The organism is Zhihengliuella sp. (assembly GCF_031178195.1).
Taxonomy (GTDB): Bacteria; Actinomycetota; Actinomycetes; order Actinomycetales; family Micrococcaceae; genus Zhihengliuella.
Map to the genome: position 1 here is coordinate 100,999 of NZ_JAPSJL010000005.1, position 24,383 is coordinate 125,381.

21 protein-coding genes are annotated in these 24,383 nt (G+C 73.7%); 9 read left to right on the forward strand and 12 right to left on the reverse strand.

What is annotated here, in order from left to right; genetic code table 11:
- Positions 1-9 precede the first annotated feature (9 nt).
- Together RIN46_RS09050 and RIN46_RS09055 are read right to left on the reverse strand one after the other, a co-directional pair.
- Positions 10-1,719 (reverse strand): SLC13 family permease, encoded by a 1,710-nt coding sequence (locus RIN46_RS09050; RefSeq protein ID WP_375141895.1) that lies wholly within the window; start codon positions 1,717-1,719, stop codon positions 10-12.
- A 98-nt stretch (positions 1,720-1,817) separates the two neighbouring features.
- Positions 1,818-2,906, reverse strand: coding sequence for a 4-hydroxy-3-methylbut-2-enyl diphosphate reductase (locus RIN46_RS09055; RefSeq protein WP_309082186.1), 1,089 nt, complete (start codon positions 2,904-2,906; stop codon positions 1,818-1,820).
- A 108-nt stretch (positions 2,907-3,014) separates the two neighbouring features.
- Between RIN46_RS09055 and xseA the strand changes: the two genes are divergently transcribed.
- Positions 3,015-4,349: an exodeoxyribonuclease VII large subunit gene (gene xseA, locus RIN46_RS09060; RefSeq protein WP_309082185.1), complete on the forward strand. Its 1,335-nt coding sequence runs from the start codon at positions 3,015-3,017 to the stop codon at positions 4,347-4,349.
- Positions 4,350-4,455: 106 nt separating this feature from the next.
- A complete protein-coding gene (locus tag RIN46_RS09065) occupies positions 4,456-4,722 on the forward strand; it encodes an exodeoxyribonuclease VII small subunit (protein ID WP_309082184.1) in 267 nt (88 codons plus the stop codon).
- 77 nt (positions 4,723-4,799) lie between these two features.
- On the opposite strand, the gene RIN46_RS09070 is transcribed toward RIN46_RS09065, so the two are convergent.
- The 5 genes from RIN46_RS09070 to RIN46_RS09090 form a co-directional block, all read right to left on the reverse strand.
- The gene (locus tag RIN46_RS09070) at positions 4,800-5,732 is read right to left on the reverse strand and encodes a polyphosphate kinase 2 family protein (protein ID WP_309082183.1); all 933 of its coding nucleotides are present in this window, start codon (positions 5,730-5,732) and stop codon (positions 4,800-4,802) included.
- Positions 5,733-5,804: 72 nt separating this feature from the next.
- Entirely contained in the window at positions 5,805-7,049 is a 1,245-nt protein-coding gene (locus RIN46_RS09075; RefSeq protein WP_309082182.1) for a pyridoxal phosphate-dependent aminotransferase, read from the reverse strand.
- 19 nt (positions 7,050-7,068) lie between these two features.
- Complete coding sequence (locus tag RIN46_RS09080; protein WP_309082181.1) at positions 7,069-7,959, reverse strand: glycine betaine ABC transporter substrate-binding protein; 891 nt, start codon at positions 7,957-7,959, stop codon at positions 7,069-7,071.
- A gap of 194 nt (positions 7,960-8,153) precedes the next feature.
- Positions 8,154-8,675, reverse strand: a complete 522-nt coding sequence (locus RIN46_RS09085; protein WP_309082180.1) for an NUDIX domain-containing protein — start codon at positions 8,673-8,675, stop codon at positions 8,154-8,156.
- A gap of 57 nt (positions 8,676-8,732) precedes the next feature.
- Positions 8,733-9,989, reverse strand: a complete 1,257-nt coding sequence (locus RIN46_RS09090; protein ID WP_309082179.1) for an MFS transporter — start codon at positions 9,987-9,989, stop codon at positions 8,733-8,735.
- Positions 9,990-10,134: 145 nt separating this feature from the next.
- On the opposite strand from RIN46_RS09090, the gene RIN46_RS09095 reads away from it, so the two are divergent.
- The 4 genes from RIN46_RS09095 to RIN46_RS09110 all read left to right on the forward strand — a co-directional run bounded on the left by RIN46_RS09095 (position 10,135) and on the right by RIN46_RS09110 (position 14,780).
- Entirely contained in the window at positions 10,135-10,620 is a 486-nt protein-coding gene (locus tag RIN46_RS09095) for an Lrp/AsnC family transcriptional regulator (protein WP_309082178.1), read from the forward strand.
- Between the two features lie 66 nt (positions 10,621-10,686).
- Positions 10,687-12,606, forward strand: a complete 1,920-nt coding sequence (locus RIN46_RS09100) for a tetratricopeptide repeat protein (protein WP_309082177.1) — start codon at positions 10,687-10,689, stop codon at positions 12,604-12,606.
- Positions 12,607-12,641: 35 nt separating this feature from the next.
- On the forward strand, positions 12,642-14,102 hold the full coding sequence (locus RIN46_RS09105; protein ID WP_309082176.1) for a HAMP domain-containing sensor histidine kinase: 1,461 nt from the start codon (positions 12,642-12,644) through the stop codon (positions 14,100-14,102).
- Positions 14,103-14,780: a response regulator transcription factor gene (locus RIN46_RS09110; RefSeq protein ID WP_309082175.1), complete on the forward strand. Its 678-nt coding sequence runs from the start codon at positions 14,103-14,105 to the stop codon at positions 14,778-14,780.
- An 82-nt stretch (positions 14,781-14,862) separates the two neighbouring features.
- On the opposite strand, the gene RIN46_RS09115 is transcribed toward RIN46_RS09110, so the two are convergent.
- The 4 genes from RIN46_RS09115 to RIN46_RS09130 all read right to left on the reverse strand — a co-directional run bounded on the left by RIN46_RS09115 (position 14,863) and on the right by RIN46_RS09130 (position 18,508).
- Complete coding sequence (locus tag RIN46_RS09115; RefSeq protein WP_309082174.1) at positions 14,863-15,327, reverse strand: hypothetical protein; 465 nt, start codon at positions 15,325-15,327, stop codon at positions 14,863-14,865.
- A gap of 91 nt (positions 15,328-15,418) precedes the next feature.
- Entirely contained in the window at positions 15,419-16,762 is a 1,344-nt protein-coding gene (locus tag RIN46_RS09120) for an aminoglycoside phosphotransferase family protein (protein WP_309082173.1), read from the reverse strand.
- A gap of 12 nt (positions 16,763-16,774) precedes the next feature.
- A complete protein-coding gene (locus RIN46_RS09125; protein WP_309082172.1) occupies positions 16,775-17,800 on the reverse strand; it encodes a hypothetical protein in 1,026 nt (341 codons plus the stop codon).
- A gap of 72 nt (positions 17,801-17,872) precedes the next feature.
- A complete protein-coding gene (locus tag RIN46_RS09130; RefSeq protein WP_309082171.1) occupies positions 17,873-18,508 on the reverse strand; it encodes a GNAT family protein in 636 nt (211 codons plus the stop codon).
- A 147-nt stretch (positions 18,509-18,655) separates the two neighbouring features.
- Here RIN46_RS09130 and RIN46_RS09135 point away from each other — a divergent pair, with 147 nt between their 5' ends.
- From RIN46_RS09135 to cpaB, 3 genes are all read left to right on the forward strand, one after another.
- Positions 18,656-19,297 carry a 5-formyltetrahydrofolate cyclo-ligase gene (locus tag RIN46_RS09135; protein ID WP_309082170.1) on the forward strand — a complete coding sequence of 214 codons (642 nt, stop codon included), beginning with the start codon at positions 18,656-18,658 and terminating at the stop codon, positions 19,295-19,297.
- A 42-nt stretch (positions 19,298-19,339) separates the two neighbouring features.
- Positions 19,340-19,663, forward strand: a complete 324-nt coding sequence (locus RIN46_RS09140) for an FmdB family zinc ribbon protein (RefSeq protein WP_309082169.1) — start codon at positions 19,340-19,342, stop codon at positions 19,661-19,663.
- Between the two features lie 133 nt (positions 19,664-19,796).
- Positions 19,797-20,507 carry a Flp pilus assembly protein CpaB gene (cpaB, locus tag RIN46_RS09145; protein ID WP_309082168.1) on the forward strand — a complete coding sequence of 237 codons (711 nt, stop codon included), beginning with the start codon at positions 19,797-19,799 and terminating at the stop codon, positions 20,505-20,507.
- Here the strand turns inward: cpaB and RIN46_RS09150 are convergent.
- Entirely contained in the window at positions 20,476-24,333 is a 3,858-nt protein-coding gene (locus tag RIN46_RS09150; protein WP_309082167.1) for a DUF4011 domain-containing protein, read from the reverse strand. The two genes, cpaB and RIN46_RS09150, sit on opposite strands and share 32 nt — an antisense overlap.
- Positions 24,334-24,383 lie beyond the last annotated feature (50 nt).

The following is a 24,383-nucleotide window of genomic DNA, read 5'->3' on the forward strand; positions in this document are numbered from 1 at the left end:
GTGGACGCCCTAGCCGCCGGGCTGGAACACCCACACGAGCAGGCTCATGGTCACCACGGTGATGAGCACGATCCCCGCGACGTTGAGCCAGATGCCGCCGCGCATCATCTGGCCGATCGTCACGTAGCCGGAGCCGTAGGCGATCGCGTTCGGCGGTGTCGCCACCGGCAGCATGAACGCGCAGGTCGCCGCCAGCGCGACCGGCACGGCGAGCATCAGCGGGTCCACGCCGAGCCCGAGCGCCACGCCGCCCGCGACGGGCAGGAACGTGGCTGCCGTCGCGGTGTTGCTGGTGAGCTCCGTCAGGAAGATGACGCCCGTGGCCATGATGACCACCAGCAGGACCAGCGGGACGGTGCCCAGCGCCTGCGCCTGCTGGCCGATCCACTCCGTGAGCCCGGAGGCGCTGAACTGGGCCGAGAGCGCCAGCCCGCCGCCGAAGAGGAGCAGGACGCCCCACGGCAGCTTCACGGCGGACTCCCAGTCCAGCAGGCGGACGCCGCGCCCGGCCCCGGCGGGCAGGAGGAACAGCAGGATGGAGACGGTCATGGCGATCCCCGCATCCGAGATCAGGCCCTTGGCGATCATCGGCATGAAGACCCAGGAGAGCGCCGCGAGCGCGAACATCGCCAGGACCAGCTTCTCGCCGGTGCTCATGGGCCCGAGCTCGCGGAGCTGGCGCCGGATGGGCTCCCGGCCGCCGGGGATCTCGTCGATCTCCGGCTTGAAGAGCACCTTGGTCAGCAGGAACCAGACCAGAAAGAGCATGACCGCGGCCAGCGGCAGGCCCACGAGCATCCACTGGCCGAAGCCGATGTCCACCCCGTGGGCATCGTTCATGTAGCCGACCAGCAGAGTGTTCGGCGGCGTGCCGATGATCGTGGACAGGGAGCCCACCGATGCGGCATAGGCGATCCCGAGCATCAGGGCGGTGCCGAAGTTGGAGGCGATCACCGCCTCCTTGACCTCCGCGTCGACCGCGCGGGCGCTCTCGCCGTCGTCCGCGCTGCCGCCGGCCTCCGCGCCGGTGGGGTCTGCGCCGGCGGGGTCCTCCCGGCCGCGCGCCAGGGCGACGTCGTCGTTCGCCTCCCCCGCCCCGGCGGCCGGGGCCTCCTCGCCGCGTCCGCCCGTGACCCCGAGGTTCGTGACCAGCAGCAGGACGGAGACGCCGATGGGCAGCATCATCACGGTGGTGGCGGTGTTGGAGACCCACATGCTCAGGAAGCCGGTCGCCAGCATGAACCCCGCGATCACCATGGTGGACCGGGTCCCCATCGCGGAGACCGTCATGAGGGCGATGCGCCGGTGCAGATTCCAGCGCTGCATCGCGAGGGCCAGGATGAACCCGCCCATGAAGAGGAAGATGATGTCGTTGCCGTAGCTGGAGCCGACCTCCTCGATGTCGACGCCGCCGAAGACGGGGAAGACGACGAGCGGCACCAGGGCGGTGGCCGGGATCGGCAGGGCCTCGGTCATCCACCAGATGCCCATGAGGACCGCCGTCGCGGCCGTGAGCCGGGCCGCCGGGTCGAGGTCCTGTGGCATCGAGAAGTAGACGAGGAGGGCGGCCAGCAGGCCCGCGGCGAGGCCAATCCATCGGCGCCTGTTGGTCCTGGGCTCCACCGGCTCCGCGAGGAGTCCGGGCGAGGTGTGCTCGCTGCTCCGGGCGCGGTCCCGGACGCTCCGGGCGCGCTCTCCGGGGCTGTATGAACTGGACACGGCAACCTCCACGACGTCGGGTCGGTCAGTGTGACCTGCACCACGCTACTCGCGGGATCGCCGAACGTCACTGGTGGGGGCGGAGTGCCGCTCTGCGCTCAGCCCTGCTTGACGCGTCCGCCGAGCCCGCGCGAGTCGTCGCCGGCCTCCTTGAGCTTGGCGCGGAGCTCCTTCGGCAGGGAGAACAGGATGTCCTCCTCGGCCGTGACGACCTCCTCGGCCTCCCCGAACCCGTACTCGGAGAGCAGGCGCAGCACGTCGCCGATGAGGACCTCCGGGACGGACGCGCCGGAGGTCAGGCCGACGGTGGCGACGCCCTCGAACCAGGCCTCGTCGATCTCGTCGGCGAAGTCCACGCGGTAGGCGGCGCGCGCCCCGTACTCGAGCGCGACCTCCACGAGGCGCACGGAGTTGGACGAGTTCGCCGAGCCGACGACGAGGACGAGATCGGCCTCGGGGGCGATCTTCTTGATCGCGGCCTGCCGGTTGCTGGTGGCGTAGCAGATGTCGTCGCTGGGCGGGTCCTGCAGGTTCGGGAAGCGCTCGCGCAGGATGGTGACGATCTCCATCGTCTCGTCCACGGAGAGCGTGGTCTGGGAGAGCCAGATCAGTTTGTCCGGGTCCTCGACCTGCACGGTGCGCGCCTCGGCCGGATTGTTGACGATCGTCGTGTGCTCCGGCGCCTCGCCGTAGGTGCCCTCGACCTCCTCGTGGCCCTCGTGCCCGATGAGCAGGATCTGGCTTCCCGCCCGGGCGAACCGCACGGCCTCGCGGTGGACCTTGGTCACGAGCGGGCACGTCGCGTCGATGGTGCGCAGGTTGCGGTCCTCGGCGGACTGCACGACGGCGGGGCTCACCCCGTGCGCGGAGAAGACGACGAGCGCGCCCTCGGGCACCTCGTCGGTCTCCTCGACGAACACGGCGCCGCGGGCCTCCAGCTCGGAGACGACGTGGACGTTATGGACGATCTGCTTGCGCACGTACACCGGGGCGCCGTAGTGCTCGAGGGCCTTCTCCACGGCGATGACGGCGCGGTCGACGCCGGCGCAGTAGCCGCGCGGCGCGGCGAGCAGGACGCGCTTGGGCCCCTCGACCGGTGCGGCCGCGGCGACGTCCTCCGGGCTGCGCCGCTGCCGCGGGATGCGCGGCATGGGCACGGAAACGGGAGCGGCGGAGCGGGTAGGCATGCCTCCATGCTACGCGTTCGGCGCTCCACAGGTCTGCGGGCCGGATCACTAAAAGGGGGCCGATGCTGATAGGAATGTCTAGCAGTACACCGGCGGAAAGGGCAGCACGTGGACAACGGCTACAGCACGGACCCCGGCGACGGGGCGGACGCCCCGGCCGGGGCCGAGGAGCGCAAGACGCTCCCGACCACGGCCGGGCAGACCTCGCCGGACAACCCCTGGCCGCTGCATCACTTCGCGTCCGTCCTCAAGAACCACATCGAGCGCGCCCCGGAGACATGGATCGAAGGGCAGCTGCTGGAGGCGAACGTCCGCAACGGGCACGCGTACCTGACCATGCGGGACGTCGACGTGGAGAACTCCCTCTCCGTCACCGTCTGGCGGTCGACCATGGACCGACTGGAGACCAAGCCGCAAGTCGGGGCGCGCGTCGTCGCCCGGATCAAGCCGAACCTCTACCTCAAGACGGGCCGGCTCTCGATGAACGCGTCGGACCTGCGCCCGGTGGGCCTCGGCGACCTCCTGGCCCGCCTGGAGCGCCTCCGGCAGGCACTCGGCGCGCAGGGGCTGTTCGACGTCGACCGGAAGCGTCCCCTGCCCCTGCTCCCCCAGCGCATCGGCCTCATCACCGGGCGCGACTCCGACGCGGAGAAGGACGTCATCCGCAACGCCACCCTGCGCTGGCCGGGCGTCGAGTTCGAGGTCCGCAACACCGCCGTCCAGGGGGTCAACGCGGTCGGCGAGGTCATGGCGGCCCTGGCCGAGCTGGACCGGCTCCCGGAGGTCGACGTGGTCGTCATCGCCCGCGGCGGCGGAGCCCTGGAGGATCTGCTGCCGTTCAGCTCCGAGGAGCTGGTCCGCGCCGTCGCGGCGGCGGGCACCCCGGTCGTCAGCGCCATCGGGCACGAGGCGGACCGGCCGATCCTCGACGACGTCGCCGACGTGCGCGCCTCGACGCCCACGGACGCCGCCAAGCGGATCGTCCCGGACGTCGCCGAGGAGCGCCAGGGCATCGCCGAGGCGCGGCTGCGCCTGGACCGGGCGGTCTACAACCTGGTGGAGCGCGAGGGCCAGCGGCTCGAGGCGCTGCGCACGCGGCCCGTCCTCGCGGCCCCGGAGGCGATGATCGACTCCCGCGCCGAGGACGTCGCGCGAGCGGCCGACCGCAATCGAACGGCCGCCCGGCTGGCCGTCGACCGGGCCGGGACCGATCTCCGGCACCTGCGGGCGCAGATCCGCCAGCTCTCCCCCCAGCACACGCTGGACCGCGGCTACGCGGTGGTCCAGATCGACCCGCAGGCGGCGGCACCGGCCGGCGGCCTGGAGCCCGGGGACATCGTCCGGGACGCGACGGCGGTCCCCCACGGTGCCGGGCTGCTGGTCCGCGTCGCCGTCGGCAGCCTCGACGCGACCGTGACGGCCACCCACGCCAACAACACCTGACCCCGCCGCGGCCGCGGCACCCGCGTCCGTGACACCTCCCCCGCCACCCCTACGCCGGCAATCAGCTCAGCACCGGCAGTCAGTCCAGCACCGACAGGAGCCCACCATGACCGAGACCCCGGACAACGCCCGCACCGCGGCGCCCAGCACCGAGGACGCGAACACCGACGTCGAGCACCTGAGCTACGAGCAGGCCCGCGAGGAGCTCATCGCCGTCGTCTCCCAGCTGGAGGCCGGCGGCGCCACGCTGGAGCAGTCGCTGGCGCTCTGGGAGCGCGGCGAGGCCCTGGCGGCCCGCTGCGAGGCATGGCTGGAGGGCGCACGGCGCCGGCTCGAGGCCGCCCGACAGGCCCAGGACGGCAACGAGGGCTGACGCCCCGGCCGCGCGCGGCCGAGGCACCCCGGCGACGGTACCCCGGAGGAGGCCGCCGCCCCGTGGGTGAGTCTGGGTTAGTCCGAGGCCAGCAGCCGGGCGCGCTGCTCGTCGACGTCGAAGGCCGCCGGGGGCCACTGCGGGTCGATCCGGCGCAGGACGTCGATCAGCAGCTGCTGGACGGCGACCCGCGCGTACCACTTCCGGTCCGCCGGCACCACGAACCACGGTGCGGAGTCGGTGTCCGTCCTCCGGATCGCCGTCTCGTACGCGCGCTGGTAGTCGCCCCACAGGGCCCGCTCGTCGATGTCGCCGGGATTGAACTTCCAGTGCTTGTCCGGCCGGTCCAGCCGTTCGAGCAGTCGTTCCCGCTGCTCCTGCGGGGAGATGTGCAGCATCACCTTGAGCACGTGGGTGCCGGAGCGGACCAGCTGCTCCTCGAAGTCCCGGATCGCGCCGTAGCGGCGCTCGATCTCCGCCTCCGGGGACAGTCCCCGCACGCGGTGCACCAGCACGTCCTCGTAGTGGGACCGGTCGAAGACGCCGATGATGCCGCGACCGGGCAGCTGCTTCTCCACGCGCCAGAGGAAGTCGTGCTCGAGCTCCTCGGGGGTGGGAGCCTTGAACGCGTGGTGATGGACGCCCTGCGGGTCGGCCGCGCCGATGACGTGGCGGACGATCCCGCCCTTGCCTGCGGTGTCCATGCCCTGCAGGATCAGCAGGAGGCGGTCCTCGGCACCGAAGCGGGAGGCCGCGAACAACCGCTCCTGCAGGTCGTCGAGCACCGGGTCCATGGCCTTCAGCGTCGCCTTGCCGTCGGCCTTCGAGCCCGGGTACCCCGGCTTCGACCCGGGATCCACGGTGCCCAGGTCCAGCTCCGCCCCGGCCCGCAGCAGCGTGGTGGGGCTCTCCTCGAAGTCCAGCGGCTGCGGCCGGGCCGCCTCCTCGGTGCCGGGCTCCGCGCGACGGTCCGTCCGGGCCCTCGCCTGGTCCGTCGTGGTCTCGGTCATCGCTTCACCTTCCGTCGGTGGGGACGAATGTGGTGACGAGCCTACTCTCGCGGTCCGGGCCCGGGATACGGGCTAGGCCCGCACGCCCTCCAGGAACTCGGCGATCCGACCGATCGCGTCGCGCAGGTCCTGCTTCGCGGGCAGCGTGACGAGCCGGAAATGGTCCGGAGCGACCCAGTTGAAGCCCGTGCCGTGGGTGACCAGCAGCTTCTGCTGCTTCAAGAGGTCGAGCGCGAACTTCTCGTCGTTCTTGATCGGGTACACCTCCGGGTCCAGCCGGGGGAACAGGTACATGGCCCCCTTGGCCTGCTGGACGGAGACGCCGGGGATCTCGTTGAGGAGCTGGTAGGCGAGGTTCCGCTGCTCCAGCAGCCGCCCGCCGGGCAGGATCAGGTCGTTGATCGACTGGTATCCCCCGAGCGCGGTCTGGATGGCGTTCTGGCCCGGGACGTTCGCGCACAGGCGCATGTTCGTGAGCATGTTGATGCCCTCGATGTAGTCGTTGGCGCGCTGGCGCGGGCCGGAGATGGCCATCCAGCCGGCACGGAAGCCGCACACCCGGTAGGCCTTGGACAGTCCGGAGAACGTCAGCGTCAGCACGTCGTCGGCCAGCGCCGCCGTGTTGTAGTGCACCGCGTCGTCGTACAGGATCTTCTCGTAGATCTCGTCGGAGAAGACGATGAGGTTGTGCCGGCGGGCCAGTTCGAGGATGTCCTCGATGACGTGCTTCGGGTAGACCGCGCCCGTGGGGTTGTTCGGGTTGATCAGCACGATGCCCTTGGTGCGGGGGCTGATCTTGGCGGCCATGTCCTCGAGGTCGGGCATCCAGCCCTCCTCCTCGACCGTCAGGTAGTGCACCGGGGTCCCGCCGGCCAGCGAGACGGAGGCGGTCCACAGCGGGTAGTCCGGGGCCGGGATGAGGACCTCGTCGCCATCGTTCAGGAGGGCGTTGAGGCTGAGCGTGATCAGCTCCGAGACGCCGTTGCCGAGGTAGACATCGTCCACGCCGATGGTCCGGATGCCGCGGGTCTGGTAGTACTGCGAGACCGCGGTCCGGGCCGACAGGATCCCGCGCGAGTCCGAGTAGCCCTGCGAGTTCGGCAGGTTGCGGATCATGTCCACGAGGATCTCGTCGGGGGCCTCGAACCCGAACGGGGCGGGGTTGCCGATGTTCAGCTTGAGGATGCGGTGGCCCTCGGACTCCATGCGCTGGGCGTGCTCGAGCACCGGCCCGCGGATGTCGTACAGGACGTCCCGCAGCTTCGATGACTGCTTGAATCGCCGGTCTTCCCGAGAGATCTGTTCGGAGGCTGACATGACCACTAGCTTGTCACAGCTAGGAACCGAACCCGTGTTCCGCCAACCATATTTCAGCGGCCTGCCGGGGCGTCAGGGGTGCGTCCCCGAGGGTCTGCCCGTTGAGCCGGAGCATCTCCTCGGTGGTCAGCTCCTCGGAGACCCGGCCCAGCGCCTCGCGGGCCTCGTCCGGCACGGTGTCCGCGTGGACGAGGGGCGCGATCTGCTGGGCGCGGAAGAAGTGGCGGGGGTCGTCCAGGACCACGAGGCCGTTGCGGGCGATCTCCGGGTCGGTGCGCGGCAGGACCGCGATCTGCGCCGCGTCGGTCAGCAGGGCGGAGAGGATCTCCGCCGGGTCGCCCTTGGCCGCGTAGGTCTTCGGGGTGCACGCGAGCTCCTCGGCCAGGCGGGGCAGGTCCTGGTCCTCGGCGGCGAACTCGGGCGGGCCGGCGAAGGTCAACTCGGAACAGGCCTCGCCCAGGTCGGAGAGGGCGCCGAGCTCGGCGCTCACGGACCGGGCGCGGGTGGTGACCAGGACGGGCGAGCGGTCGGCCTCGGCAGGGTCCAGCAGCTCCGTCGACTCCGGAAGCGCCTCGCGCAGGGCGGCGGCGACATCGCCGGGGTCCGTCGCCTCGGCGGCGCCGTCGTACCGGGTCAGCAGGGACCCCGTGTAGTCGACGACGACGTCCACGTCGCCGCCCTCCACCTCCGCCAGGTAGGCGTCCCGCTCGCCCGACTCGACGGCGACGGCGGCCTTGAAGCCAGCGTCGCGCAGGGCACCGGCGTAGACGTGGGCGGCGATCCGCGCCTCGGTGCTCTCCGGTGCGGCCAGGGTCAACGGCGTGGCGACGGTGCTCGGGGCCGGCTCGGGCTCGCCGGCGACGCCGCAGCCGGCGAGTGCCAGCGCCCCGGCCAGGCTCCCGGCCAGCAAGAGCGCGCCAGCCCGGGTCCGGGACGCCCGCGGGCGCCGCGCCCGGGTGGGAGGGAGCTCGGAGGGACGACGTCGGCCGGCTCGGCCTGCGGCTGCGTTCAGGGGTGTCATGTGGTCCTGTTCCGGGTGGTGCTCGGGGGATGTGCTCGGGAGCTCGGGAGCTCGGGGCTCGGGGGCTCGGGACGTGGGCGCGGCTAGCCGCTCGACGCGCGGTACAGGCGCAGGGCCTCGTCGACGCGGGCGACGCGGTCCAGGGACGCGACCTCGTCGAGGTCGAACCAGGCGGCCCGCGACGTGGTGCCGCCGACCTCGTGGGCGAGGTCGCCGCCGACGATCTCCGCCGCGTACATCACCGCGACCGTCTGCAGCGGGCGCCCCTCGCCGTGCAGGCGCTGCCCGGAGGGGATGACGCCGGTCTCGACGCCGAGCAGGGAGGTGACGGCGACGTCGTACCCGGTCTCCTCCGCGACCTCGCGGACGGCGCCGGCCTCGGCCTGCTCGCCCAGGTCCACTCCCCCGCCGGGCAGGGTCCAGCGCGGACGGAAGTCCGGCCGGCTCGCACGCATGTCCCACAGGGCCAGGAGGATCCGGCCCTCGCGGACGACGACGCAGTAGGCGGCGAGCCGCGTGTCCCAGGGGCGGGCCGCCGGCGGGACGGCGCTGCTGACCGCGCCGCTGGCGGCGGGTTGGGCGGGGACGGGGCGCGGCTCGGTCATGCCCTCTAGCGTATTAGGCGCCGGGGGCGATCCGGTCACCGCGGGGGCGCTGCGGCCTCAGCGGGCGGCGCGGGCTCGCAGCCGGCGGTGGCGCGCGGCGGCGACCGCGGCGAGGGCGACACAGCACGCGAGCATGCCGGCGGAGAAGTACCCGAAAGAGGCGTCCATGCCGATCCGGCCGGCGACGAAGCCGAGCAGGAGGACCGGGACGGCGCTGCCGAGGTAGGTCACGAGGTAGATCAGGCTGGTCACCTGGGCCTGCAGCGCGGCGGGGATCGCGGCGGAGGCGTCGTTGAACGCGCCGCGGAAGGCCAGGCCCTGCGCGGCCCCGGCGACGATGCTGCCGGCGACCACGACGGGGAGGGACTCGAGGTGGGCGCCGTAGGCGAGGGCGACGGTGCCGAGGCCCATGACGATCAGGGCCGGTCCGATGACGGCCGGGGTCGCCCGGCCGACGAGCTGGCTGGCCGCCGAGGAGGCGAGCGTCAGCGCGGCGATGACGCCCAGCAGCAGCGGGCTGTCGATGCCGAACACGGAGCCGAGGTAGCCCGGTGCCAGCGACAGGACGAGTCCGAAGAGGGCGAAGCTGAGCAGGCCGGTGAGGGCGGCGATCCAGAACTGGACGAGGGCCTCGCGGGCGAGTTTGGGCGGGCGGGGCCGGAGGGCCTCGCGGGCCCGCCCCGGCGCCGGCGCGAGGGCCGGACGGGCGCGCACCAGCCACAGCGGGACCAGGACCAGCACGAGGGCGACCGAGTGGATGAGGAACGGGGTGGTCGTGGGGTCGGGCAGCTGGCTCAGCGCCCCGCCGACCACGGGGCCGGCGGCGACGCCGCCGGCGTTGAGCAGGAGCGTGAACCGTCCCGCCCAGTCCGGGTGGCGCGGCATCAGCTCGCGCAGGGCCGCGCTGGACGCGCCCGTCGCCGCGGCGACGGCGGCGCCCTGCAGGACGCGCCCGATGACGAGGAACGTCAGGCTCGGCGCGAAGGCGAAGACCAGGCCGCCGGCCAGGGCCAGCACGACGGCGAGCACGAGCGCGGCCCGCCGGCCGATGTGATCGGACCAGTGCCCGTAGCAGAGCAGCCCGACGATGAGTGCGAGGACGTACGCGGTGAACGCGACGGTGACCCCGAGCGGGCCGAGGCCCAGCTTGGCCTGCAGGACCGGGTAGATGGGGGTGGCGATATTCACGCCGATGAACAGCAGGCCCATGACGGCGCCCGTCAGGGCCACCCGCGCCCGCAGGGACGCGTCCCAGCCGTCGCGGAGCGTCGGTTCGGCGGAGGCCTGCATGCGCAGTTCGCTGATGACGGTCATGCGGCGCCCCTCCCCGGTGCGGATACTCCTCGGTCGATGTCCTCGCTCAATGCTGGAGCGGACTGGTTCCCGTGATCGGAATCGGGGAGCATAATTGAGCAGGACGCGCAAAAAAGACGCCTGTACCGAGGGAGGATGAAGCACCGTGCCACGAACCGCGCCCCGCCTGGACTCCACGGACCTCGAGCTGCTGCTCCGGCTGGTCAACGACCCCCGCGCGCAGATCAGCGAGCTCGCCGACTCCCTGGGCCTGGCCCGCAACACCGTGCACACCCGGTTCCGCCGGCTGGTGCGCGCCGGGATCCTGCGCGACGGCGGCCGGGACATCGACCTCGCGGCGCTCGGCTACGACGTCCTGGCGTTCATCACCATCGAGGTGGACCACCGCGAGCTGGACTCGGTGGTCGCGGCCCTCGGCCGGCGCGAGCACGTGCTGGAGGTCTTCGAGACGTCCGGCCGTGGGGACGTCTGGTGCCGCGTCGCCGCCCGCGACACCCACAACCTGCAGCAGGTCCTGCGCCACATCCTCAAGCTGCCCGGCGTCATCCGCACCGAGACGTCCTTGGCCCTGAGTGAACACATCCCCTTCCGGGCGGGTCCGCTGGTGCGGCACTCCCTCGCCGACGCCTAAGCTCGACGGAGGACCACCGCACGCCCCGCACCACATCCCGCCAGCCACCGGAGAGGAGCCGCCGCAGTGTCAGCCCTGTCGGACCGCCTGCGCGCGCTCCTCGGCACCACGTCGCCGGACCCGTTCGTCGCCTGCACCACCGCCGGCGAGTGCCTGGACCTCGCCTACGAGCGCGCCTACACCGAGGACTACGCCGGGGCCATCCGGGCGGCGCTGCTCGGCCTGGAGCTCGCCGGCGACGACCTCGACACCCTGCTCTCGCTCTGGGGCTCGCTCGCCTCGGTCCGCCATCTGGGCGGGGACGACGACGGCGCCCGGCGGGCCGCGCGGGCCCGGCTCTCGCTGCTGCGCGCAGCCGGCTGGAGCTTCCAGGCCGACATGGAGGAGGACCTCGGCGCGCTGCTCTTCCGCGAGGCCTCCCCCGAGGAGCTGCCCGTGCTCGAGGCCGCCCTCATCACGCACGAGACCGCCGGAGCGCCCGATCACGTGCTGGCCGACATCAAGCTCGCGTTCGCCGTCGCACTGCACAGCTACGGCTCGGAGGGGGCGCTCGACGCGCTCGAGTGGTGCGCCCGCGCCTACCGCGCGGCCGGCCGCGCGGAGTCCGAGGGCGGGGCGCTGCTCTACCTGGCGCACGCCCACGCCAAGGAGGGACACCACGAGCTCGCCGTCGCCGCCGCCGACCGCCTGCTGGGCCTGCCGCTGAACCGGGCCATGAAGGCGGCCGTCTGGATGGTGAAGGCGACCAGTCACAACGAGGCCGGCCATCGGCTCGAGGCCGAGGGATGCGCGCTGCGGGCCCTGGAGCTGTACGCCGCCGCCGGCGTCCGCAAGGGCGCCGTGTCCGCCGCGGCCGGAGTGGCGCAGGCGGCCTCCGAGGCCGCCGACCACGAGGCCGCGATTCTCGCGTGGAAGGTCGCCGTGGAGCAGGCCGAGCGCGGGGAGATCGACGAGACGTGGGCGGTCCGCCTGGCCCTGGGCCACCAGCTGCTGGAGGCCGGCGAGTTCGCCCTGGCCGAGGACGTGCTCGCGCCCCTGGCCGAGCGTCTGGGGGCCGCCGGGCGCCCGACGGCGCGGGCCCGCACCCTCGTGTCCCTCGGGCACGCCCTGCGGCACCAGGAGCGGCTCGCCGAGGCGCTGCGGACCTGGGACGAGGCCGCCGAGGTGTTCGTCGCCGCGGAGCTCCACGGCGAGGCCGCGCGCACCCTCATCGCCGCCGGGACGCTCGTCAGCCGCGAGGAGTCGCTCTCCGGGGCGCGCCCGCGCTTCGAGCGGGCCGTGGAACTGGCCCGGGACGCCGAGGACGACCCGGCGGCGCTGCCCACCGCCCTGCACGCGCTCGGCCACGCCCTCTGCGAGGAGCACGACCCGGACGGGCTGAGCCTGCTGGACGAGGCGATCGCCCTCGCCGACGCGCACGAGGCCGAGTGGCACTCGGCGGACTTCCGGGACACGCACGCCCGCGGCCGCTGGTCCCTCGGCGACGCGCGCGGCGCGGTCGCCGAGGCGCTCGAGGCGGCGGACCTGTTCCGCGCGGTCGAGGACCCCGACGCCGCCGGCAACGCGGAGCTGTTCGCGGCCCACGTCCTCGCCGAGTCGGGCCAGTGGGACGAGGCGGCCTCGCTCTTCCGGCTCATCGCGGCCGAGCACGCCGACAGCGTCGCGCACGTCAACGCCGCGCAGAACGGGCTCGGCGACGTGCTGGAGAAGCAGGGGCTCCCGCTGCAGGCCGAGGAGGCCCGCGCCGCGGCGCGCGCCGTCGTAGACAACGCGCTCGAGCACGCGGCCGACGCCGTCGTCGAGGCCATCGGCGACGACGAGACCGAGGACGGCGAGAACCCCGCGGACGACGACCAGGATTCCGCGGGCGGGGCCGCGCCGGACAGGGATCACGTGGGCGGGGATCACGTGGGCGGGGACACGCCGGACGGCGATCCTGCGGGCGGGGACGACGGCGACGACGGGCCAGCGGACGGCCGACGATGACCGTCGGGGCGGCCCCGTTCTGGCGGCGGTGGCCCGTGGCCCAGCAGGTCCTCGCGTCCATGCTGGTGATCGCGATCGTCACGCTCGGCATCGCCGGCGCGGCCTCCTACCTGGTGCACGTCGGCCAGCTCTACGCGCGGATCGACGACGACCTCACCCGCGAGGTCCAGGAGTTCGAGGCGCTCCACGCCTCCGGCATCAACCCGGAGAACGGCGAGCCGTTCACGTCCGCGGCCGACCTGATCTACCTGGCGATGCAGCGCACGTCCCCGGCCCGCAGCGAGGGCATGATCGCCCTGCACCCGGGCGGGATCCGCTGGAACGCCCCCGTGACCGTCGAGGTCCGCCTGGAGGAGGACCAGGAGCTGATCCAGCGCCTCCTCGGCTCGCCGATCCCGGAGCGGATCCGGCTCACCACGGAGGCAACGGGCACGACGACGTACCGCGTCGCCGTCGTGCCCGTGCAGCTCCAGGACGACCCGGCGCCGCTGCGGCTGGTCCTCGCCCGGGACATCGAGGCGGAGCTCGCCGAGCTGCGGCGCACGTACGTGGTGTTCTTCGGCGCCGGGCTGGTGGCGCTCGCGATCGCCGCCGTGGTGGCGTGGGCGCTGGTGCGCCGGCTCTTCCAGCCGCTGGAGGACCTCCGCCGCACGGCGCAGCGGATCACCGCCGGCGGCATCGGCGAGCGGATCGAGGTCACCGGCAGCGACGATCTCGCGGACCTCTCCCACACGTTCAACGAGATGCTGGACCGGCTGGAGTCGGTCCTGGAGTCCCAGCGGCGGCTGCTCGACGACGTCGGACACGAGCTGCGGACCCCGATCACGATCGTGCACGGCCACCTCGAGCTCACGGACCCCGAGGACCCGGAGGACGTGCGCCAGACGCACGAGGTCGCGCTCGACGAACTGGACCGGATGTCGATGCTCGTGGAGGACCTCGTCACCCTCGCCACCTCGGACCGGGACGACTTCGTGCAGCCGCGCCCGGTGGACGTGGACCGGCTGCTGCTCGACGTCGTCGACAAGGCCCGGGCACTGGGCGACCGGCAGTGGCGGATCGCCGAGAACGTCGCCGCGACCGCCCCGCTGGACCAGCGGCGCGTCACGCAGGCCCTGCTGCAGCTCTGCCAGAACGCCATGAAGTTCTCCGCGCCCGGCTCCGAGGTGGCGCTCGGAGCGGAGCTCACGGTCCCCGGCGGGCACGCCCCGGACGCAGGCCGACCCGGCGGGGAGGGCAGCGAGCTCCGCCTCTGGGTGCGCGACCACGGCGTCGGCATCACCGAGGAGGACGCGGCCTCCATCTTCGAGCGCTTCACGCGCGGGGCGAACGGCTCGCGCGCCGAGGGCTCGGGCCTCGGCCTGACGATCGTCCGCGCCATCGCCGTCGGGCACGGCGGGCGCGTCAGCGTCTGCTCGACGCCGGGGCTCGGCTCGATCTTCGCCCTCCACCTGCCGGTGCCCGCTAGGCTCGAGTCAGTCGTGGAAGGACGGTAGATGAGTCGGATCCTGATCATCGAGGACGAGGTGCGCATCAGCTCGTTCGTCGCCAAGGGCCTGCGGTCGGCCGGGTTCCAGCCGACCGTCGCCGAGACGGGACGGGCGGGTCTGGACCTGGCCATGACCGGCGACTTCGAGCTCGTCCTGCTCGACGTCGGCCTGCCGGACCTGGACGGTTTCAGCGTCCTGCGCGAGGTCCGCCGCGGCCGCAACGACGTCCCGGTGATCATGCTGACCGCGCGCACGAGCATCGACGACACGCTGACCGGCCTCGAGGGCGGGGCGGACGACTACGTGCCCAAGCCCTTCCGGTTCGAGGAACTCGTGGCGCGCATCCGGCTGCGGCTGCGCTCCGACGCCAACGGCAGCGACCAGGAGACCCTCGAGCACGAGGGGCTGGTCCTTGACCTCCGCTCGCACACGGCCCGGGCCGACGGCGCACCGGTGGACCTCTCCGTGCGCGAGTTCGCCCTGGCCGAGGCCTTCCTGCGCAATCCAGGCCAGGTGCTCACGCGGGAGCAGCTGCTGGCCCGGGTGTGGGGCTACGACTTCGATCCCGGATCCAACGTGGTGGACGTCTACGTCCGGTACCTGCGCAACAAGCTCGGCAGCGAGCGCTTCCAGACCGTCCGGGGGCTCGGCTACCGGCTGGCGGTGCAGCACCCCGCCGGCTGACCCGGCCCGGCCCCGCCTCGGCCGGGAGCAAGAGGGATCGAGTCGGCCGCGAGCGACCCGCCTCGGCCGGCTCATGCGTCGCTCAATCGTCCTCGCCGGCCCCGCCGTCGTCGTCGCCATCGTCGCTGTCGTCCGCGTCCTCGCCGGGGGCCGCGGGAGGCGCGGGGACCACGTCGTCGTCGTCATCGTCGTCGGTCTCCGCTGGCACGGGCGCCGTGGCCCCCGCACTGCTGCTCGGGACGGCGCTGGTGGGCGCGGCGCTGGTCGGCGCGGCGCTGCCGGCGCCCGCGCCTCCGGGTGCGGTGCTCGGCTCCGGGCTCGGTGCGGGGCTCTGCGCCGGCGAGGCGGAGGCCCCGGCCGGGGTCGTCGCGGCGCCGCTCGGCGCGGAGGGCAGCGTGGACTCATCCGGCGCCGCCGAGGAGTCGACCACGGTGATGCCGGGGCCCAGGTCCTTGGGCTCGGTGAAGGCGTGATCGGCGACCACCACCCCGGTCCCGAGGGCGATGAGGCCGACCGCCCCGGCGGTCACCCAGAGCCTGGTGTTCATGCTGTGCTCGTCTCCGTCTCGCGCGTGCTGTCCGGCTCCCAGTGTGCCCGGCCCAGATGAGAGGACGAGGAGAGCCGGATGAGACCGGCCCTCAGGCGACCAGTCCGCTGCGCCGGGCGAGGGCCAGGAGGTCCTCGGCGGCCTGGAGCCGGCGGTACGCGGCGGGCTCCCACGTCTCGCGCGGCGCGCCGGGTACCCGCGCCCCGGCGACGAGGGAGACCGCCACCGCGGCGGCCCGGGCCCAGAGCCCCCGCCCGGTGGCGCCGTGGCGCGCGAGGTCGGCCCCGAATGCCGCCCCGAAGTGCGCCAGCGCCTCCTCGGTGTGCAGGTAGCGCTCGTCGACGCCGGGCAGGACCGCCAGGTGGCCGAGGAAGCACGCGTAGTCGTCCACGCGGTGGCCGGGACCCAGCGAGTCGACGTCGAGCAGCCCGGAGATCCGCCCGCCGTCGATCAGCACGTTGGCCTCGTAGAAGTCGCCGTGGGAGGGCACGGTGCGGCCGGGGTCGGTGGTGTCGAGGACCGCCTGGATCCGCGCCTCCAGCTGGCGGAGGCGCTCGGCGGCCCCGGGCAGCGCCGTGCGCGCGGCGTGGGCGTAGCGGTCCAGCCGGTCGGACCAGGCCGGCCGGCGACCCAGCTCGAGCACCCCGTCCGGCAGGGCGTCCAGCAGGGAGACGAAGAGACCCGGATCCAGGCTCGTGCCGCCGTCGTGCATGATCTGCTGCGACAGCGGCCGCCCCGCGGCCTCGGTCAGGGCGAGGATCCCGGCCGGCCCTCCCTCCGCCTCGTCCGCCGTCACCGGGGGGTCGAGCAGCTGCGGGACGGGCAGCCGCGCCGCCCCGAGCAACCGGTGCCGGAGCAGCAGCTCGTCGGCGACCTCGGAGCGCACCACCTTGAGGTAGATCCGGCGCGAGGCATGGACGGGCCCGGGCGTCGTCAGCTCCGCGCGGAGCACGGCCCGGCGCAGCGGCCGGTAGGTGACGGTCTGCAGGCCGGTGAGCCGTTCGCCGCGGCCCCAGCGCGCCTGGACGAGCTCGGGGTCGCTCACGACGGACAGCCCGGGCAGGCGTGGATCGTGCGGGTGGTCCCAGACGCTCACCGTCAGCTCGCCCGCCGCCGCCTCGACGCCGGGGTACGACGACGCCGGCACCCGGACCTGCACGTACCGCCCGGCCGCGCCGTCGGGCCCTGGCGCGGCCGTCCGGTCGCCCACGGGGTCGGGCAGGCGCTCGGTGGTGAGCCCGACGAAGCCGCCGCCGAGATCGGCCGAGAGCTCGTAGAGCATGCTCACGCCGGCGCCCGGGCGGTGCTGGAGCTGGACCTGCCGCAGATGCCGCGGAGCGGTGCGGACGGCCCGCTCGATGCTGGGACGGACCAGCGCGACGAGGTCGGCGGCGGCGTCGGTCAGGAAGGCGACATGCTGCGCCTCCGGCCACATGGGGCTGGTCCGTTAGGCGCCGCGGCGACGCTGCAGGACGTCGTCGAGGTTGATCCGGGGCGTGGCGGACGGGGCCGACGACGCCGAGCCCGGCTGCACCGAACCCGGCCGTGCGGACGACGACTGCGCGGATGCCGGCTGCTCCGCGGTCCCGGCCTGGGCCGCCTGGGCGCGGGTGTCCGCGAGGATGCTGGTGACGAACTGGGCCCGGCGCTCCTCGGCGCGCGGCAGGGGTGCCGGCTCGGGGCGCTCGGCCTTGGCGGCCTTCACGTACGTGGGGGTGGGCACCTCGACCGGGGTCCAGGTGCGCGTGTCGGCGACCGGCCGGCCCGTCTGCTCCCCGGCCTTCTGACTGACGGCGACCCGACGGGCCTCCTCGCGCAGCTCCTGCACCGTGGGGGCCCGGTGCCCGGACTGGCCCGGCTGGCCGTCGAACAGCTCCCCGCCGCGGGTGCGGGCCGGCGCCTCGGCGGCCTCCTGCTCGCGCGCGACCTGCTCTTGGACGGCCTCCATGGCGTCGGCGTAGGTGCGGTTGATCCGCTCCAGGACGCGGCGGCGGCGGTCGCGGACGGCCAGCGTGCGGAGCCCGCCGACGGCCAGCACGCAGACTGCGAGGCCGGCGAGGGGGACGAGGCCGGAGACCGCGCCGAAGAGCGCCACGACGCCGGTGACGACGAACAGCGCCAGCCCGGCCGCGCCGGCGAGCGCCACCGCGACGCGGCCCCAGCGCACGCGCAGCGGCGCGGCGGCGGCGGTCGTGGCCTCGGGGGCGGGTCGCAGTTCGCTCGCGTCTCGCTGACCAGTCGCGTTCATGGGGCTCCTCCCGGTACCGGGTGCGGACTCGAGGTGCTGCCGATCCCAGCGGATCGGGGCGGCCTCGGCGTCGCTGGTGGGCGCGGCGTTCATCTGGCGGATCGCGGCCCGGCCGCCTGCGGGTCGCCTCTCGGCGGCTCCCTCGAAGCTGCGGACCACGGTGGACAGGAGCATCAACAGCAGCGTGATCGCTGCGACGAGGACCACCGAGCTCTCAATCCTCACATCCACGTATCAGACGTTACGGCGTCGTCGGTGCGCCCCGTCGCATTGTCTCCGGTGTGTCCGCCGGATAAATCACATGGTTGTGCTTTGGAGCCGTTCGAGGAAGCTCCCGGCGACGTCCTCCCGGGTCAGCGCGAAGGTCCGGTGGTCGGCCCACGCACCGTTGATGTGAAGGAAGCGCTCGCGCAGCCCCTCGTCCCGGAACGCCAGCTTCTCGACGACGCGCAGGCTGGCGGCGTTCTCCGGCCGGATGTTGATCTCCACGCGGTGCAGCCCCAGCGTGCCGAAGACGAAGTCACCGGCGAGCGCGACCGCCTGCGGCACCAGGCCGCGCCCGGCCTGCCCGGCGTCGATCCAGTAGCCGATGGAGCAGGACTTCGCCGCTCCCCAGGTGATGGTGGAGACGGTCACCTGGCCGGCGAGCACGGGCTCGGCCCCGGCGCCCGGCCGCACCGCGATCGCCCACGGCAGGCAGTGCCCGGCCCGCGCCTGCCGGTTCAGCGAGAAGACCATGTGCCGGAAGGTGGGGCGGGTCCCGCCGTCGGGGTCCGTGGCGTCCCAGGGACGCAGCCAGTCCTGGTTGCGCCGCCGCAGGTCCGCCCAGGCCGACGCGTCCGACCAGCGCAGCGGCCGGAGCACCAGATCGCCGTGCTCGAGCGTGGCCGGCCACCAGGCGACGGACGGCTCCCAGGGCCAGGTGCGTGACATGGGCACGAGTGTAGCCGGGGCCCGGGCCTCCGGCGGCAGGGGACGACGGCGGCGTTCCCGCTCGCACCGCGGCCGTGCCGGCGGATACACCCCGTGATCGTGCCGGGACGCTCGCGGACCGCGGGTCGACGCCCGTAGGATGACGCCATGTCGCATCCCACATCGTCCTACGCCAGCGGACTGCACGCCGAGGCGCTGGAGCGGAAGGCCGCGCTGCGGCGCGATCTGCGCGCCCGGCGCCGTGCCCTGGAACCGCACGTCCGGGAACGCGAGATGGCCGCGGTCATCGGCCACCTCCGCGCGCTCGCCACCGCCGCGGGCGAGCGGCCCCGGGTGGCCGCGTACCTGCCGGTCGGCGCCGAGCCGGACGTGCGGCCCTACCTGGCGGAAGTCGCCCGCGCGGGCGGAAGCGTGGTGGTGCCCGTCTGCCTGCCGGAGTGGCGGCTCGCCTGGACCGAGTGGACCCCGGAGACGGAGCTGGTGCGCTCCGAGCGGGCGTGGGTGGACGAGCCGGAGGGCGAGCGCCACGGCCCCGAGGCGGTGGCGGCCGCCGATCTCCTGCTGGTCCCCGCGCAGGCCATCGACACCGCCGGCGGCCGGCTCGGCCAGGGCGGCGGCTACTACGACCGGTTCCTGGAGCAGCTGCGCGCGGACGGCGGCGGGCCGGAGGTCCTCGCGGTGGTCTACGAGCACGAGCTGCTCCCGGCCGGCGAGTTCCCGACGGAATCGACGGACCAGCCGGTCGACGGCGTCGTGACGGCCTCCGGCGTGCGCCGCTTCGGCCTGTAGTAGAATTGGCACTCGAACTAACCGAGTGCTAGAAGGGTTCCGATGCCGACATACGCATACGCCTGCAAGGACTGCGGCAACGAGTTTGAGATCTTCCAGTCGTTCACCGACGATTCGCTGACCACCTGCACCGCCTGCGACGGGCGCCTGCGCAAGGTCTTCAACGTCGGCGGCGTGGTGTTCAAGGGCTCCGGCTTCTACCGGAACGATTCCCGCGGCTCGGGCTCCGGCAGCCCGGCCTCGAGCGACTCGTCGTCCTCGGCCTCGTCCGCCGGGTCCAGCTCCGCCGGGTCCAGCTCCGCCGGCTCCAGCTCCGCCGGGTCGAGCTCCTCGAGCACGACCGCCCCGGCCGCGGCAGCCTCCTAGGAGCCACCCGGGGGCCGACTCGTCCTCTCCACCAGCGACTCGTCCTCCACAGCCCGCCAGCGCCTCGGGAGCCGTCCACAGTGATGTGGGCGGCTCCTTCCGCGTCCCGGCCCGTCCCGGTGGACTGGGCGGCATGTTCGCAGCACCAGACCGCAGACCAACGGCTCGTCGGGACCGCCGCTACCGGCGCACGTGGCGGGACGTCAGCGCCCGCTACCGGCGGCCGTTCGCGGCGGGGATGGCCGCCCTCGCCGTCGCCGCGTCGCTCGCGGCCGTGGCCCCGGAGCGGGCGCCGACGGTGGAGACGCTCGTCGCGGCACGGGAGATCGCGGCCGGGCAGACCATCGGGGCCGACGACGTCGAGCCGGTGCAGGTGGCGCGAGCCGCCCTGCCGCCGGGCCACGACCTCGCGGCCGGGGATGCCGTCGGCGAGCGGGCGGCCATCGGGATCGCGGCCGGGACCCCGCTGCACAGCGGGCTGTTCGTCGGGGAGCACCTGCTCACGGGGATGCCCCCGGGCACGGTCGCGGTGCCTCTGGAGCCGGCCAACACGGAGGTGCTGGGGCTGCTCTCCCCCGGCCTGCACGTGGACGTGGTCCTCAGCCAGGGCAACGGATACGAGCGGCCCGTGGAGTCCGCCCCGGTCGCCCGGAACGTCGCGGTTCTCTGGGTGCCCACGGAGGACGGGGCCGGCTGGATGGACGCCTCCACGGGCCCGGGCGGCCGGTCGACCGTGGTCGTCGCCGCCACGGCGGACGAGGCGGCGGAGCTGGCCAGCGCCGGCAGCCGCGGCAGCGTCCACTTCCTGCTGGTCAGCCCCAGTGCGGCGGGCGCTGCTCCTTGAGCCAGGAGTCGCGGTCCTCCGGGATCTCGCCCCAGCTGCGCGGATCGTCCTCGCCGGCGGCCCGGGGGATCACGGGCTCGGCCACGAGCTGCGGCTTGGATGCACGGCGGCCCGAGGGGCGTCCTGCCGGTTCGGTCACGTCGTCCTCCTGGGCGGCGGGAAGGTTGAGGTAGTCGGCCAGGGCCTCGGCGATCCGGGCGGGGTCGCTGAAGACGTCGATGGTCCAGAGCGGGACGTACCGCCAGCCGGCCGTCTCCAGCAGCTGGGGTCGCTGGCGGGAACGGTAGCGGACGCTGAGCTGCGCATACCCCTGGGTGCCGTCGGAGACGACGGCGAGCGGCGGAGCCGGCTCGTCGGCGTCGCCGTCGGGGTTCCAGATCGCCAGGTCCAGCTCGCCGCGGTAGCGCTGCTCGACCCTGGCCCCGCGGGCCACCAGCCGGTTCCGCAGGTCGGCCACGAGCGGATCCTCGAGGGGCGCGTCCGTCCCCGACCGGGGCGTCTCTGCCCCCTCGATCACCTGCAGGAGACGGGCCGCGCCTCCGGTGACCCGCCCCGGGTCGAGGTCCTCGCCGCGGACGGCCGTGACGATGGTCAGACTCTCCCGGGCCCGGGTCATCGCGGTCACGAACAGCTCGTCGCCGCGGGGGCCGGAGAGGCCCCCGAACTCGTGGACGGCCTTGCCGTGCGGCGTCCGGCCGTAGCCGAGCGCGAAGATCACGGCGTCGCGGACCACGGTGCGGGAGCGCTGGATGGTCGAGACCTGGAAGCGCTCCTCGTCGCGGTGGAAGAACTCGTCGGCCCACGGGTAGTTGGGCAGCTGGACCTGGATCGCCTCGGCGATCCGGGTGGCGTGGCGCTGGTTGGCCGCGACGACGGCCAGGGACTTGCCCGGGCGCCGGCGGATGTGCGCGAACACGAGGTCCACGACGCGCTGCACCTCGGCGACGGTCGACTCGACGGCCTCGGCGCCGGCGTCGGGCAGCCCCGTCCCGTCCTGCACGTACTCGACGTGGAGGCCCTGGCCGGGGTCGGTCAGGCCGGCGGCGGACGGGAGCCGGTGCAGCTGGCTGCCGTAGCACTCCCCCAGCACGTCGGTGAGGCCGTCGTCGACCCCGCGGTACACGGTGTCGAGGCTGCGCACCGGGAGCACGCGGCTGAGCGCGGCGAACGTGCTGACCGGGGTCCGGGGCGCGCGCAGCGACGCGGTGGGGTCCACGGAGACGCTGAAGGTGGTGGGGGGCCCGAGCTTGCCGTCGCCGAAGGCGATGACCTGGCCGGAGCGGCTGATGGCGCCGACGGCGCTGCGCAGGGACAGGGCGTCCGCGTCGAGCAGGAGCACGGCGTCGAACCGCGTCTCGGCGGGCACCACGGAGGGGATCATCAGCGGCGAGCCGATCCACAGCGGCACCAGCGAGTTCACCAGCGGGGCGCCGAGCTCCGCGAGGGCGCCCACGCTCGGCTCGCCGTCGCGGAGCATGGTCTTCAGCTCGCGGCTGCCGGCGCGGTGGTCCAGCAGGGCGGCCTTCCACCGCTGGGCGAGCTTCCAGTTCAACCGGGAGGCGCCGGAGGCGATGTGCAGGTTGTCGACCAGGCGGTACTCGGCCTCGAGCTGGCGGAGCTGGTAGCCGTCGGACATGGCGAGGTAGTCGTCGCCGCTGATCATCGCCTCGAGGACGGACTGCCACCAGGCGAGCTCGAGCTCGTGCCCGACCTCGGCGGCGGGGACCTCGCGCTCGAGCAGGTCCGCCATGAGCTCCTTCAGCCCGGCCTCGGCGAGCTGCTCGACCAGCAGGGTCCGCTCGGGCAGGCTCTGGAGGGCGTCGTGGTCGTCGGCGAGGCGCTCGATGTGGGAGACGACGTCGTCGATGGGCGCCCGGGTCAGGTCGGGCGTGCCCGTCCCGTCCGGGGAGCCGATGGAGCGCACGGCGTCGCCGAGGATCCGGCCGAGCTGCTCGAGCCGGTCCTGCGCGTCCCGGTAGTGCCGGTTGAGCTCCAGCAGGCCGGTCGGCACGGCCGGGTGGCGCTGGCTGGTGGCGTAGCTCTTCCACGCGGCCCGCTGCTGCTGGACCTGCTGCAGGGAGGTGTGCAGGTCGGCGATGTGGACGCCGGGGCGGATGTACTCCTTCGCGACGCGGCGCAGGCGGCTGCGCGTGACCGAGCCCATCTCCACGCCGTGCTCGCGCCGCCACGACGAGGAGGCAGTGGCCGCGATCAGGTCGTCCACCGAGCGGTCGAACACGTCCGGCTCGAACTTGTCCAGGCTCTCCCGGACGGCGACCAGCAGGTCCAGCTGCTCGCCCCACTGGGCGAACGAGTCGCCCGGCTTGATCTGGGAGTGGGCCGCGACCTGCTGCATGCGCTCGCGCAGCCGCGGGAGGTCCTCGGCGAGGCGCTGGGCCAGCCCGTAGGCGTCCTGGGCCTCCTTGGAATTGCGCAGGCGCGCGCCGTACCAGGGGCTGCGGGTGACGGACTGGTCGAAGGCGCCGATCTCGGCGGCCCGGCGCAGCTTGGTGCGGGTCTCGTCGCGCGCGACGATCTGGTCCAGCACCGAGCGCTTCAGCCGCACGGCGGTGGACGGGGCCGGCGTGAGCGCCGTCAGGCGGGCCAGCTCCTGCATCGCCTGGTACGGCGAGCAGCCCCACCGCTCGCGCACGTTGTGCAGGGAGGAGACGTGGTCGCGCAGCGCGTGGCGGTGGCGCTTGAGGGTCTGGTGCGCGCGGGTCAGCTGCGGCTCCTCGGCGCGCTCGTTGCGCAGGATCGACTTGGTCAGCTGGCGACGGAGCGCCTCGGCGTCGACCTCGGGGGCGATGCGCAGCGCGAGGCTGTCGAGGCCGAGGGAGGCGAGCCGGCGGATGAGCTCGTTGGCGGTCTGCCGGCGCTCGGCGACGACGAGCACCCGTTTGCCCTGCCCGGCGAGGACGGCGGCGGCGTTGATGGCCGTCTGCGTCTGCCCGGTGCCGGGGGGCGAGGAGACCACGAACGACTCGCCGGCCTCGACGAGGTCGAGCACGGCCTGCTGGCTGGCGTCCGCGTCGAGCACCAGCAGCTCGTCGGCCGGATCGCGCTCGTCGGTGGTCTTGACGTCGACGTCGGGCTCGGCGACGGGGTCCGGCTCGCCGACGCCGTCGTGCTGTTCCCAGTCCTTCAGGAGCGCGGAGACGACCGGGTGCGTGGTGTCGAGGGTCGCGGGGTCGGCCGGGTCGGCGACGTCGGCGAAGGTGGAGACGAGGAGTCGGTGCTCGACGACGACGCCGGGCACGTCCGCGAGCTGCCGGCGCAGCTCGTCCATGGCCTGGCGCGGGTCGAACCGGGCGATCATGTAGGCGGCGGCGTAGAGCTTCTCCACGTCGATGGTGGTCCCGTGGTGCTCCTTGAAGTAGCGGACCAGGACGGGGTTGACCTCGGCGCGGCCGAGGAGCTGGATCTCGAAGTCGTCGCGGTCGCGGGCCGCCAGGGAGATGCGCACCAGCATGACGGGGGCGCTGAGCTGCTCGCTGCGGCCGTCGACGGTGGCCCGCCAGGAGACGAGCCCGGCGGCGAGGTAGCCGACGTCGATCCCGCGCTCGTCGGCGAGCTCGCGGATCTTGGCGCGGAGCCCGCGTGCGGTGCGCAGACCGGGGGCGAAGACCTCCTGGTCCCGCAGCAGCATGGACAGGCGGGTGCGCCGGCCGGCCATGAACTGCGCCAGCCCGGAGGGGTGCGCGTGCGTGACCTCGACGCTGTTGGAGGAGGAACCGGCGAAGCGCAGCAGGGTGTCGGTGCCCGCACCGGGTCCGAGCTTCTCCAGCCAGTCGGCGATGGCCGACCCGCTTACTTCAGTCCCCACCTGAATACCGCCTTCCTTGCTCGTTGGCGCCCACCGCGGACGCGGCGACC

Excerpts from the sequence above, each read along its gene's own strand:
- RIN46_RS09055 (WP_309082186.1), bottom strand. The coding sequence starts at position 2,906 with ATGCCTACCCGCTCCGCCGCTCCCGTTTCCGTGCCCATGCCGCGCATC.
- RIN46_RS09065 (WP_309082184.1), top strand. The coding sequence starts at position 4,456 with ATGACCGAGACCCCGGACAACGCCCGCACCGCGGCGCCCAGCACCGAG.
- RIN46_RS09070 (WP_309082183.1), bottom strand. The coding sequence starts at position 5,732 with ATGACCGAGACCACGACGGACCAGGCGAGGGCCCGGACGGACCGTCGC.
- RIN46_RS09075 (WP_309082182.1), bottom strand. The coding sequence starts at position 7,049 with ATGTCAGCCTCCGAACAGATCTCTCGGGAAGACCGGCGATTCAAGCAG.
- RIN46_RS09085 (WP_309082180.1), bottom strand. The coding sequence starts at position 8,675 with ATGACCGAGCCGCGCCCCGTCCCCGCCCAACCCGCCGCCAGCGGCGCG.
- RIN46_RS09090 (WP_309082179.1), bottom strand. The coding sequence starts at position 9,989 with ATGACCGTCATCAGCGAACTGCGCATGCAGGCCTCCGCCGAACCGACG.
- RIN46_RS09110 (WP_309082175.1), top strand. The coding sequence starts at position 14,103 with ATGAGTCGGATCCTGATCATCGAGGACGAGGTGCGCATCAGCTCGTTC.
- RIN46_RS09115 (WP_309082174.1), bottom strand. The coding sequence starts at position 15,327 with ATGAACACCAGGCTCTGGGTGACCGCCGGGGCGGTCGGCCTCATCGCC.
- RIN46_RS09120 (WP_309082173.1), bottom strand. The coding sequence starts at position 16,762 with ATGTGGCCGGAGGCGCAGCATGTCGCCTTCCTGACCGACGCCGCCGCC.
- RIN46_RS09130 (WP_309082171.1), bottom strand. The coding sequence starts at position 18,508 with ATGTCACGCACCTGGCCCTGGGAGCCGTCCGTCGCCTGGTGGCCGGCC.
- RIN46_RS09135 (WP_309082170.1), top strand. The coding sequence starts at position 18,656 with ATGTCGCATCCCACATCGTCCTACGCCAGCGGACTGCACGCCGAGGCG.
- RIN46_RS09140 (WP_309082169.1), top strand. The coding sequence starts at position 19,340 with ATGCCGACATACGCATACGCCTGCAAGGACTGCGGCAACGAGTTTGAG.
- cpaB (WP_309082168.1), top strand. The coding sequence starts at position 19,797 with ATGTTCGCAGCACCAGACCGCAGACCAACGGCTCGTCGGGACCGCCGC.